This window comes from Cupriavidus sp. PET2-C1 (genome assembly GCF_054515855.1).
The window spans coordinates 134,871-152,984 of sequence record NZ_JBTNRJ010000003.1 but is presented as its reverse complement, the minus strand read 5'-3'; the positions used below and the strand labels follow the sequence as shown (position 1 = coordinate 152,984).

The 18,114-nt window shown below is 64.6% G+C and carries 18 protein-coding genes and 2 pseudogenes; 17 read left to right on the top strand and 3 right to left on the bottom strand.

Annotated features, from left to right (window positions below; genetic code table 11):
• Positions 1-16: 16 nt before the first annotated feature.
• Entirely contained in the window at positions 17-259 is a 243-nt protein-coding gene (locus tag ACX12D_RS34390; protein ID WP_459377124.1) for a hypothetical protein, read from the bottom strand.
• A 100-nt stretch (positions 260-359) separates the two neighbouring features.
• On the opposite strand from ACX12D_RS34390, the pseudogene ACX12D_RS34385 reads away from it, so the two are divergent.
• From ACX12D_RS34385 to ACX12D_RS34350, 8 genes and pseudogenes are all read left to right on the top strand, one after another.
• Positions 360-551 (top strand): annotated as a pseudogene (locus tag ACX12D_RS34385) (helix-turn-helix domain-containing protein); the annotation flags it as partial.
• Positions 552-726: 175 nt separating this feature from the next.
• The gene (locus ACX12D_RS34380) at positions 727-3,987 is read left to right on the top strand and encodes an ATP-binding protein (RefSeq protein ID WP_459377123.1); all 3,261 of its coding nucleotides are present in this window, start codon (positions 727-729) and stop codon (positions 3,985-3,987) included.
• A 121-nt stretch (positions 3,988-4,108) separates the two neighbouring features.
• Positions 4,109-5,494: an FAD-binding oxidoreductase gene (locus ACX12D_RS34375; RefSeq protein ID WP_459377122.1), complete on the top strand. Its 1,386-nt coding sequence runs from the start codon at positions 4,109-4,111 to the stop codon at positions 5,492-5,494.
• Positions 5,495-5,597: 103 nt separating this feature from the next.
• Positions 5,598-5,789: a hypothetical protein gene (locus tag ACX12D_RS34370; protein ID WP_459377121.1), complete on the top strand. Its 192-nt coding sequence runs from the start codon at positions 5,598-5,600 to the stop codon at positions 5,787-5,789.
• A 468-nt stretch (positions 5,790-6,257) separates the two neighbouring features.
• Complete coding sequence (locus tag ACX12D_RS34365; protein ID WP_441633033.1) at positions 6,258-6,596, top strand: helix-turn-helix domain-containing protein; 339 nt, start codon at positions 6,258-6,260, stop codon at positions 6,594-6,596.
• A 175-nt stretch (positions 6,597-6,771) separates the two neighbouring features.
• Positions 6,772-6,894: a hypothetical protein gene (locus tag ACX12D_RS34360; protein WP_459377120.1), complete on the top strand. Its 123-nt coding sequence runs from the start codon at positions 6,772-6,774 to the stop codon at positions 6,892-6,894.
• A gap of 109 nt (positions 6,895-7,003) precedes the next feature.
• Positions 7,004-8,980 (top strand): phosphatase PAP2 family protein, encoded by a 1,977-nt coding sequence (locus ACX12D_RS34355; protein WP_459377119.1) that lies wholly within the window; start codon positions 7,004-7,006, stop codon positions 8,978-8,980.
• Positions 8,981-9,181: 201 nt separating this feature from the next.
• A pseudogene (locus ACX12D_RS34350) lies at positions 9,182-9,304 on the top strand (transposase); the annotation flags it as partial.
• 34 nt (positions 9,305-9,338) lie between these two features.
• Here the strand turns inward: ACX12D_RS34350 and ACX12D_RS34345 are convergent.
• Positions 9,339-9,533, bottom strand: a complete 195-nt coding sequence (locus tag ACX12D_RS34345; RefSeq protein WP_441633029.1) for a heavy-metal-associated domain-containing protein — start codon at positions 9,531-9,533, stop codon at positions 9,339-9,341.
• 342 nt (positions 9,534-9,875) lie between these two features.
• Here ACX12D_RS34345 and ACX12D_RS34340 point away from each other — a divergent pair, with 342 nt between their 5' ends.
• On the top strand, positions 9,876-10,046 hold the full coding sequence (locus ACX12D_RS34340; protein WP_459377458.1) for a hypothetical protein: 171 nt from the start codon (positions 9,876-9,878) through the stop codon (positions 10,044-10,046).
• Positions 10,047-10,422: 376 nt separating this feature from the next.
• Positions 10,423-10,602: a hypothetical protein gene (locus ACX12D_RS34335; RefSeq protein WP_459377118.1), complete on the top strand. Its 180-nt coding sequence runs from the start codon at positions 10,423-10,425 to the stop codon at positions 10,600-10,602.
• Here the strand turns inward: ACX12D_RS34335 and ACX12D_RS34330 are convergent.
• Positions 10,599-11,549 carry a LysR family transcriptional regulator gene (locus ACX12D_RS34330; protein ID WP_459377117.1) on the bottom strand — a complete coding sequence of 317 codons (951 nt, stop codon included), beginning with the start codon at positions 11,547-11,549 and terminating at the stop codon, positions 10,599-10,601. The genes ACX12D_RS34335 and ACX12D_RS34330 overlap by 4 nt on opposite strands.
• A 147-nt stretch (positions 11,550-11,696) precedes the next feature.
• Between ACX12D_RS34330 and ACX12D_RS34325 the strand changes: the two genes are divergently transcribed.
• The 7 genes from ACX12D_RS34325 to ACX12D_RS34295 are packed head-to-tail and all read left to right on the top strand — an operon-like array spanning position 11,697 to position 18,112.
• The gene (locus tag ACX12D_RS34325; RefSeq protein WP_441633021.1) at positions 11,697-13,163 is read left to right on the top strand and encodes a form I ribulose bisphosphate carboxylase large subunit; all 1,467 of its coding nucleotides are present in this window, start codon (positions 11,697-11,699) and stop codon (positions 13,161-13,163) included.
• 59 nt (positions 13,164-13,222) lie between these two features.
• Positions 13,223-13,642 carry a ribulose bisphosphate carboxylase small subunit gene (locus ACX12D_RS34320; RefSeq protein WP_416048518.1) on the top strand — a complete coding sequence of 140 codons (420 nt, stop codon included), beginning with the start codon at positions 13,223-13,225 and terminating at the stop codon, positions 13,640-13,642.
• A 37-nt stretch (positions 13,643-13,679) separates the two neighbouring features.
• On the top strand, positions 13,680-14,591 hold the full coding sequence (gene cbbX / locus ACX12D_RS34315; RefSeq protein ID WP_441633019.1) for a CbbX protein: 912 nt from the start codon (positions 13,680-13,682) through the stop codon (positions 14,589-14,591).
• 3 nt (positions 14,592-14,594) lie between these two features.
• Positions 14,595-15,359 carry an HAD-IA family hydrolase gene (locus ACX12D_RS34310; RefSeq protein WP_459377116.1) on the top strand — a complete coding sequence of 255 codons (765 nt, stop codon included), beginning with the start codon at positions 14,595-14,597 and terminating at the stop codon, positions 15,357-15,359.
• A 1-nt stretch (position 15,360) separates the two neighbouring features.
• Entirely contained in the window at positions 15,361-16,086 is a 726-nt protein-coding gene (gene rpe / locus ACX12D_RS34305) for a ribulose-phosphate 3-epimerase (protein ID WP_459377115.1), read from the top strand.
• 50 nt (positions 16,087-16,136) lie between these two features.
• Entirely contained in the window at positions 16,137-17,222 is a 1,086-nt protein-coding gene (locus ACX12D_RS34300) for a class 1 fructose-bisphosphatase (protein WP_459377114.1), read from the top strand.
• An 11-nt stretch (positions 17,223-17,233) separates the two neighbouring features.
• Entirely contained in the window at positions 17,234-18,112 is an 879-nt protein-coding gene (locus ACX12D_RS34295; RefSeq protein ID WP_459377113.1) for a phosphoribulokinase, read from the top strand.
• Positions 18,113-18,114 lie beyond the last annotated feature (2 nt).

Below are 18,114 nucleotides of genomic sequence, written 5' to 3'. Positions count from 1 at the left end.
GCCGCAGTACATTCATCTAGCTTTTTTTGTCACGCAGGACAAGCGCCAAGACGATCTCAAAGTGGCTCGATGCGGCGTGTTCCGAGGTGGCCAATAGATTCGATTGCTGAGGTCTCAGCGCTTCATCCATCTCTTGCTGAGACCGCATATCGCGCTGGCGTGGCATCTCGACGAAAACGTCGAGGCCGATCCCATGACGCAGCGCACATGCCGCGCGGAGATTGAGGCGTTTGGCGCACTTGTTAAGCCGCGAAGCCATCGGGCGGTTCCGCTTTCGTCCCGATGCGACAAGCCTCGGCGGCGAGCGTAGTTCGCACTAGACTGAAGAACGCAGAACTGGCATCCGGATGATCCGAACAATGCGCAAGCTCGAAGGCGTGGCCGGCTTCGTCGCCGTAGTGGAAGCTGGCGCGATCAGCGGGGCCGCGCGCCGCGTCCATCTGTCCAAATCCGTCGTCAGCGAGCGCTTGGCCGATCTGGAAAAGAATTCTTTGGGAGAGACCCTGCTGAGACGCACGACACGACGGCTGGCGCCTAGCCGGAATGGCGCACCGCCTCCAGATCCGGAGTCCATCGACATCGTCCACGCTGAAGTCCGATGCGTGCCTGCGCGATTAGGCACGTTTGTCGAGTGCGTCCGCACCGCCATCGGCAGCCCAGCGTACCAGGACGAGTGGGCCGGCCTTCACGACCCCGCCGAAGTCGCCTAGATCGCCGGTGACCCGCATGGCGCCTGACGCTCGCTACTCTGTCCGCCTGTTCGGCGAGTTCCATCTCGACGGCGCCGACGCGCCGATGCCTGACGCGAATTCTCCCCGCTTGCAGGCGCTGCTTGCCTATCTGATTTTGCATCGGGACGTGCCGCAGTCGCGCCAGCAACTCGCCTTCCTGTTCTGGCCCGATTCCACGCAAGCGCAGGCACGCAACGCATTGCGTCAGCTCCTGTTTCATCTACGCAAGTCATGGCCGCACGCAGCCAGTTTCGTCCACGCCGACGCGCAAATGGTGCGATGGTTGCCCGATTCCGCGTTCGATCTCGATATCGCGCAGTTTCAGTCGGCCCTGGCCGCCGCGGCGCGGGCCGCAAGCAACAACGACGCGGCCACCGAGGAAGGGCTCCTGACGCATGCAGTGGGGCTGTATCGGGGCGACCTGCTAGCCAGTTGTTACGATGAATGGATCGCCCTGCAGCGAGATCAGTTGCGCGAAGCGTGCGTCGCGGCGCTCGTGCGGCTCAGCCAGTTGAGCGAGGACAGACGCGACTACGCAAAGGCGTTGAAACACTCGCAGCAGTTGCAGCGGCTCGACCCATTGCGCGAGCCCACCTATATGGCGTTGATGCGCCTGCATGCCCTGAATCACGATCATGCATCCGCGCTGCGCACCTATCGCAACTGCGTTGAAACGTTCACGCGCGAGCTGGGCATCGTGCCCAGTGAAGCCTTGCGCGAGGCCTATGCGCGCCTTGCTGCCCAGGCTGCGCCAACACAGCGTCGACGCCCACGGGACCCCATGCTGCCAATGATCGGACGCCACGACGAATGGCGGCGGCTTCTCGAAGTGTGGCAGCGTAGTCAGCTTGGCGACAAGCAGTTCGTCCTGATCTCGGGCGAGGCGGGCATCGGCAAGTCGCGCCTGGCGGAGGAATTGCTCGTGCACCTTTCCGGGCAAGGCTTCACCACGACGCACTCGCGGGCGTACGCGGCCGAGGGGAAGGTCGCGTTTGCGCCGGTCACCGGTTGGCTGCGCAGCGCGGCCTTGCACGAAGCGATGGGCGGACTCGACAGACTGTGGCTGACCGAAGTCGCGCGCCTGTTGCCAGAGCTGCTGACGCAACAACCCGGCCTGCCTCCACCTTCGCCACTCACCGAATACTGGCAGCGCCAGCGGTTCTTCGAAGCGCTGGCGCGCGCCGTGCTGGCGAGAGAGGGGCCGCTGCTGCTGTTGCTCGACGATTTGCAATGGTGCGACGCGGAGACGCTGGAATGGCTACGCTTCCTGATGCGCTTCGACGTGAGCGCGAAGCTCCTCGTGGTCGCCACGGCGCGGCATGAAGACATCACGCCCTTGCACGCCGTGAGCCGGCTGCTTGACGCCTTGCGACGCGACGACCAGCTCACCGAGATGTTGCTGGGCGCGCTGGATGCCGCCGAAACTGCGAAGATCGCGGCGCAGATCATCAATCGGCCGCTGGCCGATGCGGAGGCAACCCGGCTATTCGAGGAAAGCGAAGGCAATCCCCTGTTCACGGTCGAGATGATGCGCGCCCGGTCCGACACTGCGACGGGCGGCGGCACGCCGCTCGGCACGGTCCCGACGTTGCCACCCAAGGTGTACACGGTGATCTCGAGCCGTCTTGCGCAACTGTCGCCTGCCGCGCGCAATATCGTCGGCGTCGCGGCGATCATCGGGCGAGCATTCACCGCCGCTGTGCTGGCCCAGGCGAGCGACGTGCGCGAGGACGCCCTCACGAATGCGCTGGACGAACTCTGGCAACGAGGCATCGTGCGCCAGCCAGACGGCGGGGGCATTGCCTTTGACTTCAGCCACGACAAGATCCGGGACGTGGCGTACGCCGAGGTCAGTCCGCTGCAACGCCGCCGCCTGCATGAACGCGTGGCACGCGCACTTGAACAGGCGCCAGACAATGATCTCGAGGCTGCCAGCGCGCAGATTGCCGCGCACTACGAACAGGCGGGCCTGCCAACCGATTCAGCCGCGTTCTATCAGCGCGCGGCCGGCGTTGCGCAGAGTGTGTACGCCTATGACGATGCCATCGCCCTGTTGCGGCGCGGGCTGGCGCAAGCCGATCAGATCGTCGATCCGCAAGAGCGCGCCCGGCAGTCGCTGGCATTGCAACTCGACCTTGCGCCGCCGATTCGCATTTCCCGTGGGTGGGCGGCACCGGAGCTCGACACGCCACTGCGGCGCGCCGTGGAGCTCAGCAGACAGACGGGCGACTTCGGTCAGCAGGCGCGCGCCCAGGTCAGCCTTGCCTTCTTTCTCGTCGTCCGTGCGGAGTTTGCCCAGGCGCGGAGCCTGAGCGAGGAACTCATCGCGGGATTAGGCACGTCCGGGTCGGGTACCTACGCGTCGATGGCATGGACCAACATCATGGGGATCCTGGTCCAGCAGGGTGACTGGGCGGCGGCGGAGCCAGCGTATCAACACGCGATCGGCGCTTATGACGAAACCCAGCACGCCGAGCATGTGTCGTTGATGGGCGGAAACTTCGGCGTGCTGGCCTCGGCGTGGTCGGCCCATGCATTCTGGTTCATGGGGCTCGCCGATCAGGCCCTCCGGCGTGGACGCGAAGCGCTGGAGGTGGCAAACCGGCTGGCACACCCGTTCTCCCAGGCGCTGGCGCTGTCTTATCTTGCAACGCAGCATGCCCTGCGCCGGCAGCACGGCCTGACGCTTCACTACGCCCGACAGGCACGTTCGATCGCCGATCAGTACCACGTCGGCTACTACCTTGCCTGGGCTGACGTGCTGCTCGCCTGGGCCAATGCAAAGCAGTCGCCCGGCGCCGGCGCCGTGGCGGCAATGCGAGCGGCGATCGAGGGCTTTCATGGCACCGGCGCGCGCCTGCGGCTGCCGCTGTATCTCGGCATGCTGGCGGAATGCCTGGGTGACGTGGGCGAGACCGAAGCCGCGCTTGCGGCGCTGGATCAGGCGCTCCTCCATGCGGAGCACACTGGCGAGCACTGGCTGGACGCGGAGCTCTATCGCCTGCGCGGCGAGCTTCTGCTGCAACGCAGCGCCAACCTGGCCGAAGCCGAATCGTCGCTGATCAAGGCGATCGAGATCGCTGCCGCCCAACGGGCTCGCCCTCTCGAGCTGCGCGCTGCGCTGTCGCTGGCGGCGTTGCGCGAGCCACGGGAGGGCATCGGCGCGCGCCGGGTGGTCGAGCCGCCGCTCGCCCGATTCGCCGAGGGCTTCGACCAGCCCGACGTCGTCCGGGCGCGCGCATTACTGGCGCGTTAGTCATGGTTTGGCCGCGCCGGGCCAGCCGCGTCGGAGATTGGCGCATATAACGGCGCGCCTAACGCCTTTCAAACGCCGAGGTTGATAGAACTCCTGCATACCAACCGGACAGGAGGCAACCATGGAAGGTGCTCTGAGTGAAAGCGTCGCCACCGCGCTGAAGCCGCATTTTCGGGGGCAATTGATTCAGCCTGGCGATGCTGCCTATGACCAGGCACGCGCGGTGTACAACGGCATGATTGACAAGCGCCCGGCATTGATCGCGCGGTGCACGGATGTCGCCGACGTCATTGCGGGGGTGAACGCCGCGCGAGACAGCGGTATGCTGCTGGCCGTACGTGGCGGTGCGCACAATGGCGCGGGGCTCGGCACATGTGACGGCGGACTGGTGGTCGACCTGTCGCCGATGAAAGGCGTGTTTGTCGATCCGAAGCGCAGCACCATCCGGGCTGGTGGCGGGTGCACCTGGGGCGATGTGGACCACGCCGCCAGCGCCTATGGACTGGCGACGCCGAGCGGTTTCATCTCGACCACGGGCGTGGGTGGGCTGACGCTTGGCGGGGGCATTGGCTACCTTAGCCGCGCCTACGGCCTGACGATCGATAACCTGCTCAGCGCCGAGGTCGTTCTGGCCGACGGGCGACTGGTCAATGCCAGCAGCGACGAGAACGCGGACCTGTTCTGGGCGCTGCGCGGCGGTGGCGGCAACTTCGGCGTGGTCACCTCATTCGAGTTCAAGGCCCATCCTGTCGGCACGGTCTACGGCGGCCCGATGCTGTGGCCGATGGACCAGGCGCGCGAGTTGATGACGTGGTGGCGCGATTTCATCCTGACTGCGCCGCAAGACATCAATGGCTGGTTCGGCTTTGTGACGGTGCCGCCCGGGCCGCCGTTCCCCGAGTCTGTCCACCTGCAGAAGATGTGCGCCGTGGTGTGGTGCTACACCGGCCCACTCGATCAGGCCGAGGCGCGCTTCAAGCCGATTCGCGACGCCATGCCGCCAGCGGTGGACTTTGTCGGCTCCGTTCCTTGGCCGGCCTTGCAGAGCCTGTTCGACGCGCTGTATCCGCCTGGCCTGCAGTGGTACTGGAAAGCCGACTTCGTGAGCGACCTAAGCGACAAGGCCATCGACCTGCACATCAAGTATGGGCACCAGTTACCGTCCATGCACTCGACCATGCACCTGTATCCCATCAACGGCGCGGCGCATCGCGCGGGCCCCAATGACACCGCGTTCAGCTATCGCGATGCGAGCTTCGCCAGCGTGATTGTCGGCGTCGATCCCGACCCGGCCAACAACGACCGCATCGTGCAGTGGGCCAAGGACTACTGGCTGGCGCTGCATCCGCACTCGGCTGGCGGCGGCTACATCAACATGATGATGGACGAAGGCAACGACAACGTGAAAGCTGCCTATCGCGACAACTATGCGCGACTGGCGGAGATCAAGCGCAAGTACGACCCTGCAAACCTGTTCCGCGTGAATCAGAACATCAGGCCCGCCTGAGGGGCGCCGACGGTTGCGACTGCTGAAATCATCGTGGGAGTCGCCGCTCTGATTCCCGGCGACTCCCACGCCCCTTGCCTGCCGGAATCGCGAGGAGAAGTTCATGAGCAAGCTGGTTTGCGCCGGGCTCGCAGCCCTGGTGCTTTTCACTGCCTGCACTGACGCCGGGAGGAGCGTGGACTGTGCCGGCGGCATATCGATGGGTGGGTTGGGTGCAAGCGAAGCGCTGGATGAAATGGCTGGCGCAGCTTTCCCGATGAACGGCGGGCAGTTTTCGCTCTATCTGTTCCGATAGGCCTGGCCCTGCGGGAGACCTATCAAGAAGGCGTGCCGACCACCGGTTACGCCTCGATGAATCCCGATTGTCCCGCCATCCTGTTCGTCGCTTTCGACCGCCACAATTTCGGCGGCCTCCAAGTGATGGGGCGCCTGCTGGCCAATCGGCGCCTTGTGTGCGCCGGCCTTGCCGACCGAGACCTGAAGGGGTGGCCATCGGGTGTAAGCGATCACGCGACTGGCCGCTGCTACCGGACGCCGCGATCGACATCGTCCACGTGGACGGCGAGATCCCGTCTGCGATTGGACCTATCGCTTCTATCTTGCGGAAGGCTTCTATCCGGTGCGCTGCGGTAATGTCGCTACCACGCTGATGCCGTGGTCCTTGAACATGGTAAGAAGCAAGCCGGTTTCCGATATACTTTCATCTTCGTGAAATAACGATGTGGCCGCTACTCCCAGCGGCTCTCATGACTTTGTATTGCCCATGCCGCGACCATTGCCAGATCCAACGTTGCCATCCCGCGCCACGATCAAGATTTGCTCCCATCTTGGGGATAGGGTGCGCGCGACTCGCGCTGCCCAAGGCCTACCAATCGATCAGGCCGCGCGGACGTGCGGGGTGTCTGTGGGAATGCTGTCGAAGCTAGAGAACGGAAAGGGCGTTCATCTTGACTATGTCCTCCGCGCTCTAGCTGGTTTGGGTTTGACAATGCTGGTCGTCCCGAAGGACCACGTGCCTCTTCTTGAGCAAGCCGCATCTCATGCAGCGCGCGAGTCTAAGGCGTACGAAGTAGGGCGGCCGAGGGATTTGGAATGGGACTAATTGCCGTCCCGGCACGGCAACTAGCAAGCGGCAATCGCGAAATGGGACCTTCGCTGCAATGTTAGGTGTGTGGAGAATGTGGGCTTAGCCATTCCCTGTCAGCAGTAGACAATTATCGCAATTAACCGCCAAAATCAAAACCCGTCAGTCAATCCTTCAAGAGGAGCCGTCGCGCTTGGAGGACTTTCTGGCGGCCGACCAGGCATGGCTGACAGTCAATGCCATCAAAGATCCAACAGAATTTGGCTCGCAGGGGGCAATGGAGGTGACCTCGGTCGACGGAGCTGAGACGAAGTGATCCCGATTGCGCGATGCACCATAAAAGTGCATTAAGAGTCATAACGAATTCACAATGACTCTGTAGCATCCGCCGATCCCAATGTCCCGGGCCCGAGCGCCCGCATCTCATGTTTCCTCCAAGTTCCCTCCGTGTCCTGACCGCCGCGTTGATCGGCGCCATGTTGCTGACCGCCTGCGGCGGTGGCGACGATGCCACCACCACATCCGCGCTCACGCAGCCGCTGTCGATCCCCGCCGCACCCAAGGACCTGGGCTTTGCCGACTCCGCACCGGTGGCCGACCAAGCCGCCGTACTGCCCTTCGTGGACTACGCGTATACCAACCAACGCGGCGACGCGCGCTACGCCACCAAGGAAACCAACGCCGGGGTGCGCGTGTTAAGCGGCTTCCTTGACCTGTGGAAGCCCACCACGCTGATCGTTGATGCCGGCGTCACCGCGACCGCGAACGGCAGCTTCCCCGCCGTGGTGGCATCCAGCTGGACCGGCATTCCTGGAGACAGTTCCGACGGCACCATCCTGAACGCAAGCGTGCTCGGCGCCAACATCCAGTACGTAGCCAATGTGACCGCGCAGCGCACTGCCGCGCAGGAACTGGCTGCCTACCTGGACGACCGCCGCAACAAGGGTTACAGCGTCAGTGACGGCCTGGGCCCGCTGACTGCCACCTGGCAAGCCGCTGCGCAACAAACCACCACCATCACCAGCATCGCTGGCGATGCCACCACCGTGTTGTACAACGACGGCGGCAACAACGTCGGCGTGGGAGGTAGCACCAACACCAGTTTTGGCACCGTGGTGGACTTTGTGAGCAACATCGGCGAGAACGGCTCCACTGAGCCGGCCAAGCGCTTCTACAAATACGCGCGACCGTGGCGCTGGAGCAGCAGTGTCAACGTCATCCCCGCGCTGGTGCCTGCCAAAAGCGCCACGCCCGCCACCGATGGCGGCTTCACCAGCGGCCACACCGCCGAAGCCGTGCGCGACGCCATCGCCATGGCCTATGCCGTACCGGAGCGCTTCCAGGAAATGGTCACACGCGGTCTGGAGCTGGGCGAGAACCGCATTGTCGCTGGCATGCACTCGCCCTTGGACGTGGTCAGTGGCCGCATGCTCGGCCAGGCCACCGCCGCTGCCAGCATCGCCACTGGCGCCAACGCCGCGCGCAAGGCCGCCGCTTATGACCAGGCCCACAGCACGCTGATGGCCGCGGCCAAGGCTGATACCAAGCTGGCCTTCAACGACTTCGCGCATTCCGGCACCACGGCCACCGATCGCTTTGCGGACTACGCCACCAACAAGGCCAACTACAACCGCCGGATGACTTTTGGCTTCGCGCAGATTGCCGATACCACCAAACCGGCGGTGGTCCCCAAGAGCGCCGAGGTGCTGCTGGAAACGCGCCTGCCTTACCTGGATGCCAACCAGCGCCGCGTGGTATTGAAGACCACTGCGATGCCATCGGGCTATCCGGTGATGGACGACGCCGAGGGCTGGGGACGCATCAACTTGTTCGCCGCGGCAGACGGCTACGGCGCCTTCAACGGCGACGTGGTGGTCAACATGGATGCCTCTCTGGGTGGATTCAATGCGCTCGATACCTGGCGCAACGACATCGGCGGTGCCGGCAAACTGAACAAGCAGGGCAGCGGCACGCTGCGCCTGGGCGGCCAGAACAGCTACACCGGCGGCACGCAGGTCGCGGCCGGCACGTTGCAGGCCCTCTCGGCCACGGCCTTCGGCAAGGGCGACGTCTACCTCGGCGGCGGCACGCTGGCTTCCAGCGCCGACGCACAGTTGGTGATCGCCGGCGCCTACACGCAGCTGGCCAACACCACGTTGCAACTGGACGTGGGCAGCGGGGGCGCCGGCCGTCTCGCGGTCAGCGGCATCGCCACCGTCGTGGGCGGCGCGTTGACGGTGAACTTCCGCAGCGGCTTCCGTCCGTCGGTGGGGGACACCATCAGCCTGCTCTCCAGTAGCAGCCTGAAGGGGCAGTTCACCACCATCTCGGTGCCAGGCTACAAGACCACGGCCATCTACACGCCTACGGGCTTGTCGCTGCGGATCGACGGGGCGGCTTGATGTTGTGACAACGAAGAATGCCACCTTCGTGAACTGCACCCCAAAGGTTGAACGGGTGTCCAGCTCTTGGGGTGCAGTTCATTCGGGCGGCTTTCCTGATTTCCGGTGACGCGTCCATTGTCGGTGGGTGTCGCCCGTCTCCCAATCGACGAATGGGAGACGGGGCGATGACGAGTCAATCGCCAACCTCAGCCTGGATGACATATTGCCGTGGATACGAATGGCCGGTTGCTGATGGTGAACTTGACGCCGGCGGACATCGCCGACAGTACCGGGGCGTTGGCAGTTCTGGAGGCCCTAAAGAAGCGCGTTTCGTACCCTGGCCAAGGCTGTCAACGTCAATCGTCATCGCTTCGGGTCACTGCTTGTCCGGGTACCCGGCCTCGCTAAGCACCGCGAGGAAAGCGCTCTCGTCCAAGGCGCTATCGACCCGAACTTCACGCGCGGGCGGGTCGGTTTCGACGCGGGCTTGCGGATCGACGCTCAGCAGCGCCTTGGTGACAGATTTGGCGCAGCCGCCGCAGGTCATGTTTGGAATGTAGAAACGAAGCATCTTGATCTCCTGGTTGGTTACTCTGTCCGACTAACATGGGGCTTGACAGCGTGGTAAGGTCAAGCGCTTTTCAGCGGAGTTTTTTACTTCGACTCATTGGCGAAATTCTTGCCCCGCGTTTGAGCGAACCCGAGAAGGGATAACCATTGAAGAACGCTGACCTCGGTTGGGTAAGAATGAGGCAAGAAATCTGGTGCGCGCTCATCTCAGCGCGCGAACGAGTCGCCGTGGCGGCGTGATCGCGTGACGAGGCGGGCGCGTTGACCCCAAACCGAGGCGTCCTATGTGGAGCCCGTGAGCGCTGTTTGGCCGCGGCAGTCGGCACAGCCAAATCCGTAAGGATTGGGCAATCTGGACGGTCAGATCCCCAAGGCCTACGCCATAGATCAGCAGTCGCCGCACGCCTTTGACCAGATTGCGGAGTACTCCGCCAAGCGGCGGGTGCGGCTGCCGTTCAGCGAGCAGGCCATCGCGGCGGACCCGCAGTTGAAGGTAACGCGGCTGAGCCAGTAATCCGGCGGCGTTGGGAGCTGGCCCGCCGGCCCCGCGCTGCCGTCGAGAGGCGATGGCCGTCCCTCGTCTGTTGACGTAAGACGGCGATACGTGTCCTGTCCGCTGGCAGGACAGGCCGCCCAGGAAATCTACATCACCGAGACTGGTTTCGCACTGAACGACCCGCGATTCGGCGCAGGGATGCTTGACGATACGCAACGTGTCGAGCATCTTGGAAGCTACCTTCGCGCCGCGCATGACGCGATAGGCGGGGTGTGCGGCTAAAGGGCCAGTTCTACGGATCTGCCAAGCCGGTGGTGACCCATTTCACACGGATTGTGGCGCAGCAGTACGCGCCGCGCAGGTTCCATGGGCCGCGCATGCACGTGGCCCACGTGTGCACCGCTCTCGCGTCGGAAGCGGCGCCTATGTCACCGGCACCGAACTGCTGGTGGACGGTGGCATCATCGGTGAGTTGATGTTGCGCGCCAACGCCGGCACGGCTGATGTGCGCTTGCCGCGCATCAGCCAACCCTGGACGACGCCCTACGCACCCAGGCACCCCTCCAACCGCTAGGCCGTGCGCCGCCCAGGCAACAGCCCGGCGTATTCCCGCCCCAGGTACGCCGCCGTATGTTCTAGCAGGAACGCACGGCAACCTTCGCTCGCAGGCATCAGCCGCTTGCTCGCCATGTGCACGATATGCCAGACGCGTTCGATCGGCGTGCCGGACACATCCAGCAGAGCAATCTCCCTGGTGCGCAATTCCAGTGACAGAGTGTGCAGTGACAACAGACTGATGCCCATGCCGGCCATCACGGCCTGCTTGATTGTTTCATTGCTGCCCAGAGTGACCACTTTGGCCGGCGCGAACAAGTGGTGCCTGAACATTTCCTCGGCCACCGTGCGGGTGCCGGAGCCGGGCTCGCGCAGCAGGAAGGTTTCGTGGCGCAGTTCTTGCAGATCGAAGCCCTCTGCCTCGAGCAGTGGATGCCGTGGCGAGGCCACTATCACGTGCGGGTGCGTGGCGATGGGCTCCGAGACGGCAACCAGCTCGCGCGGTGGCCGGCCCATCAGCGCGAGGTCGATTTCGTTGTCCTGCAGCAGGCGCAGCAGCGTCTCGCGGTTGCCTTCGGCGAAGCGAACGTCCACGTTCGGGTAGCGCGCCGAGTAGGCAGCGAGCAGCTTTGGCGCGAAATACTTGGCGGTGCTGATCAGCCCGATCGAGATCGAGCCCTGGTCAATGCCCTTGACGGCCTGCAGCCCGTCCTCGGCGTCTTTCACCTCACCTAGGATGCGCGAGGCGTGATGCAGGAGGCGGTCGCCGGCCTCGGTCAGGGTGAGCTGGCGGCTGACGCGCTCGAACAGCGGCAGCCCGACCACGGACTCGAGCTGCTTGACCTGCATTGAGACCGCCGGCTGGGTCAGGTGCAGTTCCTCGGCCGCCCGCACGAAGCTGGCGTGCCGGGCAACGGTGACGAAGATCTGCAACTGGCGAAGGGTGAGGGAACGGAGGAAGGACATGGCTGGAGCGCACTACCTTAAGGGATCCCTTATATGCTGGCTAAGAATATCTGAATTTACCTTATGGGGATAGCTGGGTATCTTTTCCCTCACGACGCCGCAATGCAGTCAGGCAGCCAAGTCGCCAACCCACGGGAAGGAAACACCATGAACGCACCTGAGACGATCCAAGCCACCGCCAAGCCGCGCAAGCGCTACGACGCCGGCGTGATGAAGTACAAGGAGATGGGCTATTGGGATGAAGGCTACGAGCCCAAGGACACCGATCTGCTCGCACTGTTCCGCATCACGCCGCAGGCGGGCGTGGATCCGGTCGAGGCTGCCGCCGCGGTAGCTGGCGAATCGTCCACCGCTACCTGGACGGTGGTGTGGACCGACCGCCTGACCGCCTGCGATATGTACCGGGCCAAGGCCTATCGCGTGGATCCGGTGCCGAACAATCCCGAGCAGTTTTTCTGCTACGTGGCGTACGACCTGTCGCTGTTCGAGGAAGGCTCGATCGCCAACCTGACCGCCTCCATCATCGGCAACGTGTTCAGCTTCAAGCCGATCAAGGCGGCCCGCCTGGAAGACATGCGTTTCCCAGTGGCCTATGTGAAGACCTTCGCCGGCCCGCCCACCGGCATCATTGTCGAGCGCGAGCGCCTTGACAAGTTCGGCCGCCCGCTGCTGGGCGCCACCACCAAGCCCAAGCTGGGGCTGTCGGGGCGCAACTACGGCCGCGTGGTCTATGAAGGCCTGAAGGGCGGGCTGGATTTCATGAAGGACGACGAGAACATCAATTCGCAACCCTTCATGCACTGGCGTGACCGCTTCCTGTTCGTGATGGATGCGGTCAACAAGGCATCCGCGGCGACCGGCGAGGTCAAGGGCAGCTACCTCAACGTGACCGCCGGCACCATGGAGGAGATGTACCGGCGCGCCGAGTTCGCCAAATCGCTCGGCTCGGTGATCGTCATGATCGACCTGATCGTGGGCTGGACCTGCATTCAGTCGATGAGCAACTGGTGCCGCCAGAACGACATGGTGCTGCACTTGCACCGCGCTGGCCATGGCACCTACACACGCCAGAAAAATCACGGCGTGTCGTTCCGGGTGATCGCCAAATGGCTGCGCCTGGCCGGGGTCGATCATATGCATACGGGCACGGCGGTGGGCAAGCTCGAAGGCGATCCACTCACCGTGCAGGGCTATTACAACGTCTGCCGCGACGCTTATACGAAGACCGACCTGACGCGCGGGCTGTTCTTCGACCAGGACTGGGCCTCGTTGCGCAAGGTGATGCCGGTGGCCTCGGGCGGCATCCACGCAGGCCAGATGCACCAATTGCTCGACCTGTTCGGCGATGACGTCGTGCTGCAGTTCGGTGGCGGCACCATCGGCCACCCGCAAGGCATCCAGGCCGGCGCTACGGCCAATCGCGTGGCGCTGGAAGCGATGGTGCTGGCACGCAACGAAGGGCGCGATATTGCCAACGAGGGACCGGACATCCTGCGCGATGCCGCCAGGTGGTGCTCGCCGCTGCGGGCCGCGCTCGATACCTGGGGCGATATCAGCTTCAACTACACGCCGACCGACACCTCGGATTTCGTGCCCACCGCATCGGTGGCCTGAGCGCGCCGCGCGCCCTGATCGAGACCATCCGATACCAACGAACCAGAGACGAGGACATCATGCGCATTACGCAAGGCACTTTCTCCTTCCTGCCTGAGCTCACCGACGCACAGATCACCAGCCAGGTCGAGTACTGCCTGGGCAAAGGCTGGGCCGTCGGCATCGAATACACCGACGACCCGCATCCGCGCAACACGTACTGGGAGATGTTCGGCCTGCCGATGTTCGACCTGCGCGATGCCGCCGGCATCCTGCTGGAGGTCAACAACGCGCGCAAGACGTTCCCCAACCACTATATCCGCGTGATGGCCTTCGACGCGACCCATACGGTGGAGTCGGTGGTGATGTCGTTCATCGTCAACCGTCCCGCGGACGAGCCGGGCTTCCGCCTGGTGCGTCAGGAAGAGCCGGGCCGCACGGTGCGCTATTCGATCGAGAGCTACGCCGTGCAGGCTCGCCCCGAAGGCAGCCGTTATTAAGCCAGCCGACCTTTCGCCGACATTCAGGGAGGACGCCATGTCCGCGCCAGAATCCCCCTCGCACCTGCAGCCGCCCGGCACGCTGGCGGACCTGCTTGCCAGCTCGGGCATCGCCGGCTTGCTGGACCAGCTTGACCGCCAGCTGATCGGGCTGGCGCCGGTGAAATCGCGTATCCGCGATATCGCGGCGCTGCTGCTGGTTGACAAGCTGCGGGCGGCGCGCGGGTTCAGCGCCGGCGCGCCCAGCCTGCACATGTGCTTCACCGGCAATCCCGGCACCGGCAAGACCACCGTGGCCATGCGCATGGCGCAGATACTCCATCAGCTCGGCTATGTGCGCCGGGGACACCTGGTGGCGGTCACGCGCGATGACCTGGTCGGCCAGTACATTGGCCACACCGCGCCCAAGACCAAGGAAATCCTGAAGAAGGCGATGGGCGGCGTGCTGTTTATCGACGAGGCCTACTACCTCTACCGGCCCGAGAACGAGCGCGACTACGGCCAGGAAGCCATCGAGATCCTGCTGCAGGTGATGGAGAACAACCGGGACGACCTGGTGGTGATCCTGGCCGGCTACAAGGACCGCATGGACCGGTTCTTCGAATCCAATCCGGGCATGTCCTCGCGCATTGCCCATCACATCGATTTTCCCGACTACCAGGTCGACGAACTGGGCCAGATCGCGGACCTGATGCTGGATGCGATGCAGTACCGCTTTGACGCGCAGAGCCGTGCCGTCTTTGCCGACTACCTGGTGCGCCGCATGGCGCAGCCGCACTTTGCCAATGCCCGCAGCGTGCGCAACGCGCTCGACCGCGCGCGGCTGCGCCACGCTTCGCGCCTGCTGCGCGACCCCGGCGCGGTCGCCGACGACCTGGCGCTGACCACCATTACCGCCCCCGATCTGCTCGCCAGCCGCGTGTTCGCGCCGGCACCCGACAAGGAGTGAGCCATGCAAGCCCTGATCTTCGATGTCGACGGCACCCTGGCCGATACCGAGTCCGCCCATCTCCATGCCTTCAATGCGGCGTTTGCCGAGGTCGGCCTCGACTGGTGCTGGGATGCGGCGCTCTACACGCGCCTGCTCAAGGTGGCCGGCGGCAAGGAGCGGCTGCTGCATTACTGGCGCATGGTGGATCCGGAGGAAGCCCGCGGCAGCAAGGTGGCTGAAACCATCGCGGCGGTGCACGCCATCAAGACCCGCCACTATGCCGAGCGCGTCGGCGGCGGCGCGCTGCCGCTGCGCCCCGGCATTGCGCGGTTGATCGAGGAGGCCGGCCAGTCCGGCACGCCCATCGCGATCGCCACCACCACCACGCCGGCCAACCTCGACGCGCTGCTGCGCGCGCCGCTGGGCGCGGGCTGGCGCCAGCACTTTGCCGCCATCTGCGACGCCGGCACCACCGCGGTAAAAAAGCCCGCGCCGGATGTCTACCTGGCGGTGCTGGCGCGGCTCGCCCTGGAAGCGGCCGACTGCCTGGCGCTGGAGGATTCCGAGAACGGCTTGCGCGCCGCGCTGGCGGCCGGCATTCCCACTGTGATCACGCCAACCGCCTATACCGCGCAGGAGCGCTTCGATGGCGCGCTGCTGGTGCTGCCGCATCTTGGTGATCCCGGCGAGCCGATGCCACAGCCCCTGCCGGGCGCTGACCACCGCTGGGCCGATCTGGCTGCGCTGCGCCGCTGGCATCGCGGCACCTTGTTCGAGGCTGCCTGATATGCGTACCCATGACCATGAAGGCGATGAAGGCGGAAAGAGCCGGACGATTCGCCTTGCGCCCTCCATCCTGTCCGCCGATTTCGCGCGACTGGGCGAGGAAGTGCGCGCGATCGAGGCAGCGGGTGCCGACCTGGTGCACTTCGACGTGATGGACAACCACTATGTGCCCAACCTGACCATCGGCCCCCTGGTGTGCGAGGCGATCCGCCCGCATGTCTCCATCCCCATCGACGTGCACCTGATGGTGGAGCCGGTCGATGCGCTGATCCCGATGTTCGCCAAGGCTGGCGCCTCGATCATCACCTTTCATCCGGAAGCGAGCCGTCATGTCGACCGCACGATCGGGCTGATTCGCGAGCACGGCTGCAAGGCCGGCCTGGTGTTCAATCCGGCCACGCCGCTGGACTACCTGGCCCACACGCTGGACCAGCTCGACATGGTGTTGCTGATGAGCGTGAATCCGGGCTTCGGCGGACAGCAGTTCATTCCAGGCACGCTCGGCAAGCTGCGCGAGGCGCGCGCCCGCATCGACCGGCACGTCAAGGCCGGCGGCCGGCCCGTCTGGCTGGAGGTCGACGGCGGCGTGAAGCGCGACAACATTGCCGACATCGCCCGTGCGGGCGCGGATACCTTCGTCGCCGGCAGCGCGGTATTCGGCGCGCCGGATCCGGACGGCGGCTATCGCGCCATTCTTCGGCATTTGCGTGAAGCCGCGCTGGCTTAGCGCGGCCCCCGGCACGCAATGCAAAGACAGATAAAAAGAGGAGACCTGCCATGCCACAGCAAAACCAGCCACACCGAATGACCTTGACGCAGTTCCTGATTGAGGAGCGCCGCCGCTACCCGCAGGCCAGCGGCGGCTTCAATGGCCTGATACTCAACGTCGCCATGGCCTGCAAGGAGATCGCGCGCGCCGTCGCGCTTGGCGCGCTGGGCGGCCTGCATGGCACCGCCGATGGCGCCGTCAACGTACAGGGCGAGACGCAGCAAAAGCTCGATGTGCTGAGCAATGCTGCCTTCCTGCGCGTCAACGAGTGGGGGGGCTACCTGGCCGGCATGGCGTCGGAGGAAATGGAGACGCCTTACCAGATCCCGTCGCAGTATCCGCGCGGCAAGTACCTGCTGGTGTTCGATCCGCTCGACGGCTCATCCAATATCGATGTCAACGTCTCGGTGGGCAGCATCTTCTCCGTGCTGCGCGCGCCGGAGGGCGTGGATGCGGTGGCCGAGCAGCATTTCCTGCAACCCGGCACGGCCCAGGTCGCGGCCGGCTACGCCATCTATGGTCCGACCACCATGCTGGTGCTCACCGTGGGCAATGGCGTCAACGGCTTCACGCTGGATCCCAACCTGGGCGAGTTCTTCCTCACCCACGCCAACCTGATGGTGCCGCCGGACACGCACGAGTTCGCCATCAATACCTCCAACAGCCGCTTCTGGGAGGCGCCGGTGCGGCAGTACATCGCCGAGTGCGTGGCGGGCAGGACCGGGCCGCGCGGCAAGGATTTCAACATGCGCTGGATTGCCTCGATGGTGGCCGAGGCGCACCGCATCCTGATGCGTGGTGGCGTCTTCATGTATCCACGCGACAGCAAGGACCCGGCCAAGGCCGGTCGCCTGCGCCTGCTGTACGAGGCCAACCCCATCGCGTTCCTGATGGAGCAGGCGGGCGGGCGCGCCAGCACCGGTCGGCAGCCGTTGATGTCGGTCCAGCCGGGCGCGCTGCACCAGCGCATCGGCGTGGTTTTCGGCTCGCGCAACGAGGTGGAGCGGATCGAGCGCTATCACAGCGATCCGCCCGGCGCCGAGCTTCCTAATCCCCTGTTCAACGAACGCAGCCTGTTCCGCGTCCCCGCCTGAGGTGCATGCTCATGTCCGAACGCTATCCCATCATCGCCATTACCGGTTCCTCCGGCGCCGGCACCACCTCCGTCACCCGCACCTTCGAGAACATCTTTCGCCGCGAAGGCGTGAAATCCGTGGTGATCGAGGGCGACAGCTTCCACCGCTACAACCGCGCCGAGATGAAGGTCCGGATGACCGAAGCGGAGCAGAGCGGCAATATGAACTTCAGCCACTTCGGCCCCGGCACCAACCTCTTTGGTGAGCTGGAAAACCTGTTCCGCACCTATGCGGAGTCCGGCACCGGCATGCGGCGCCGCTACCTGCACAACGCCGAGGAGGCTGCCGCCTGCCAGCAGGAACCGGGCACCTTTACCGCCTGGGAGCCGCTGCCGGATGACGCCGAGCTGCTGTTCTACGAGGGCCTGCACGGCGGCGTGGTGACCGACGAGGTCAATGTGGCCCGCTATCCCGACCTGCTGATCGGCGTGGTGCCGGTGATCAACCTGGAATGGATCCAGAAGCTGTGGCGCGACCAGAAGCAGCGTGGCTACTCGAGCGAGGCGGTGACCGACACCATCCTGCGGCGCATGCCGGACTACGTGAATTACATCTGCCCGCAATTCTCGCGTACCCACGTGAATTTCCAGCGCGTGCCGTGCGTGGATACCTCCAACCCGTTTATCGCCCGCGAGATTCCGGCGCCGGACGAAAGCATGGTGGTGATCCGTTTCGCCAACCCCAAGGGCATCGACTTCCAGTACCTGCTGAGCATGGTGCACGACTCCTTCATGTCGCGCGCCAATACCATCGTGGTTCCCGGCGGCAAGATGGAACTCGCCATGCAGCTGATCTTCACCCCCTTTGTGCTGCGCATGATGGAGCGCCGCAAGCGCGCCGACGAGTAAGG

Coding starts and splice junctions, on each gene's coding strand:
- rpe (WP_459377115.1), top strand. CDS start 15,361: ATGCGTACCCATGACCATGAAGGCGATGAAGGCGGAAAGAGCCGGACG.
- ACX12D_RS34365 (WP_441633033.1), top strand. CDS start 6,258: ATGCCGCGACCATTGCCAGATCCAACGTTGCCATCCCGCGCCACGATC.
- ACX12D_RS34355 (WP_459377119.1), top strand. CDS start 7,004: ATGTTTCCTCCAAGTTCCCTCCGTGTCCTGACCGCCGCGTTGATCGGC.
- cbbX (WP_441633019.1), top strand. CDS start 13,680: ATGTCCGCGCCAGAATCCCCCTCGCACCTGCAGCCGCCCGGCACGCTG.
- ACX12D_RS34310 (WP_459377116.1), top strand. CDS start 14,595: ATGCAAGCCCTGATCTTCGATGTCGACGGCACCCTGGCCGATACCGAG.
- ACX12D_RS34380 (WP_459377123.1), top strand. CDS start 727: ATGGCGCCTGACGCTCGCTACTCTGTCCGCCTGTTCGGCGAGTTCCAT.
- ACX12D_RS34320 (WP_416048518.1), top strand. CDS start 13,223: ATGCGCATTACGCAAGGCACTTTCTCCTTCCTGCCTGAGCTCACCGAC.
- ACX12D_RS34390 (WP_459377124.1), bottom strand. CDS start 259: ATGGCTTCGCGGCTTAACAAGTGCGCCAAACGCCTCAATCTCCGCGCG.
- ACX12D_RS34330 (WP_459377117.1), bottom strand. CDS start 11,549: ATGTCCTTCCTCCGTTCCCTCACCCTTCGCCAGTTGCAGATCTTCGTC.
- ACX12D_RS34325 (WP_441633021.1), top strand. CDS start 11,697: ATGAACGCACCTGAGACGATCCAAGCCACCGCCAAGCCGCGCAAGCGC.
- ACX12D_RS34345 (WP_441633029.1), bottom strand. CDS start 9,533: ATGCTTCGTTTCTACATTCCAAACATGACCTGCGGCGGCTGCGCCAAA.
- ACX12D_RS34295 (WP_459377113.1), top strand. CDS start 17,234: ATGTCCGAACGCTATCCCATCATCGCCATTACCGGTTCCTCCGGCGCC.
- ACX12D_RS34370 (WP_459377121.1), top strand. CDS start 5,598: ATGAGCAAGCTGGTTTGCGCCGGGCTCGCAGCCCTGGTGCTTTTCACT.
- ACX12D_RS34375 (WP_459377122.1), top strand. CDS start 4,109: ATGGAAGGTGCTCTGAGTGAAAGCGTCGCCACCGCGCTGAAGCCGCAT.
- ACX12D_RS34300 (WP_459377114.1), top strand. CDS start 16,137: ATGCCACAGCAAAACCAGCCACACCGAATGACCTTGACGCAGTTCCTG.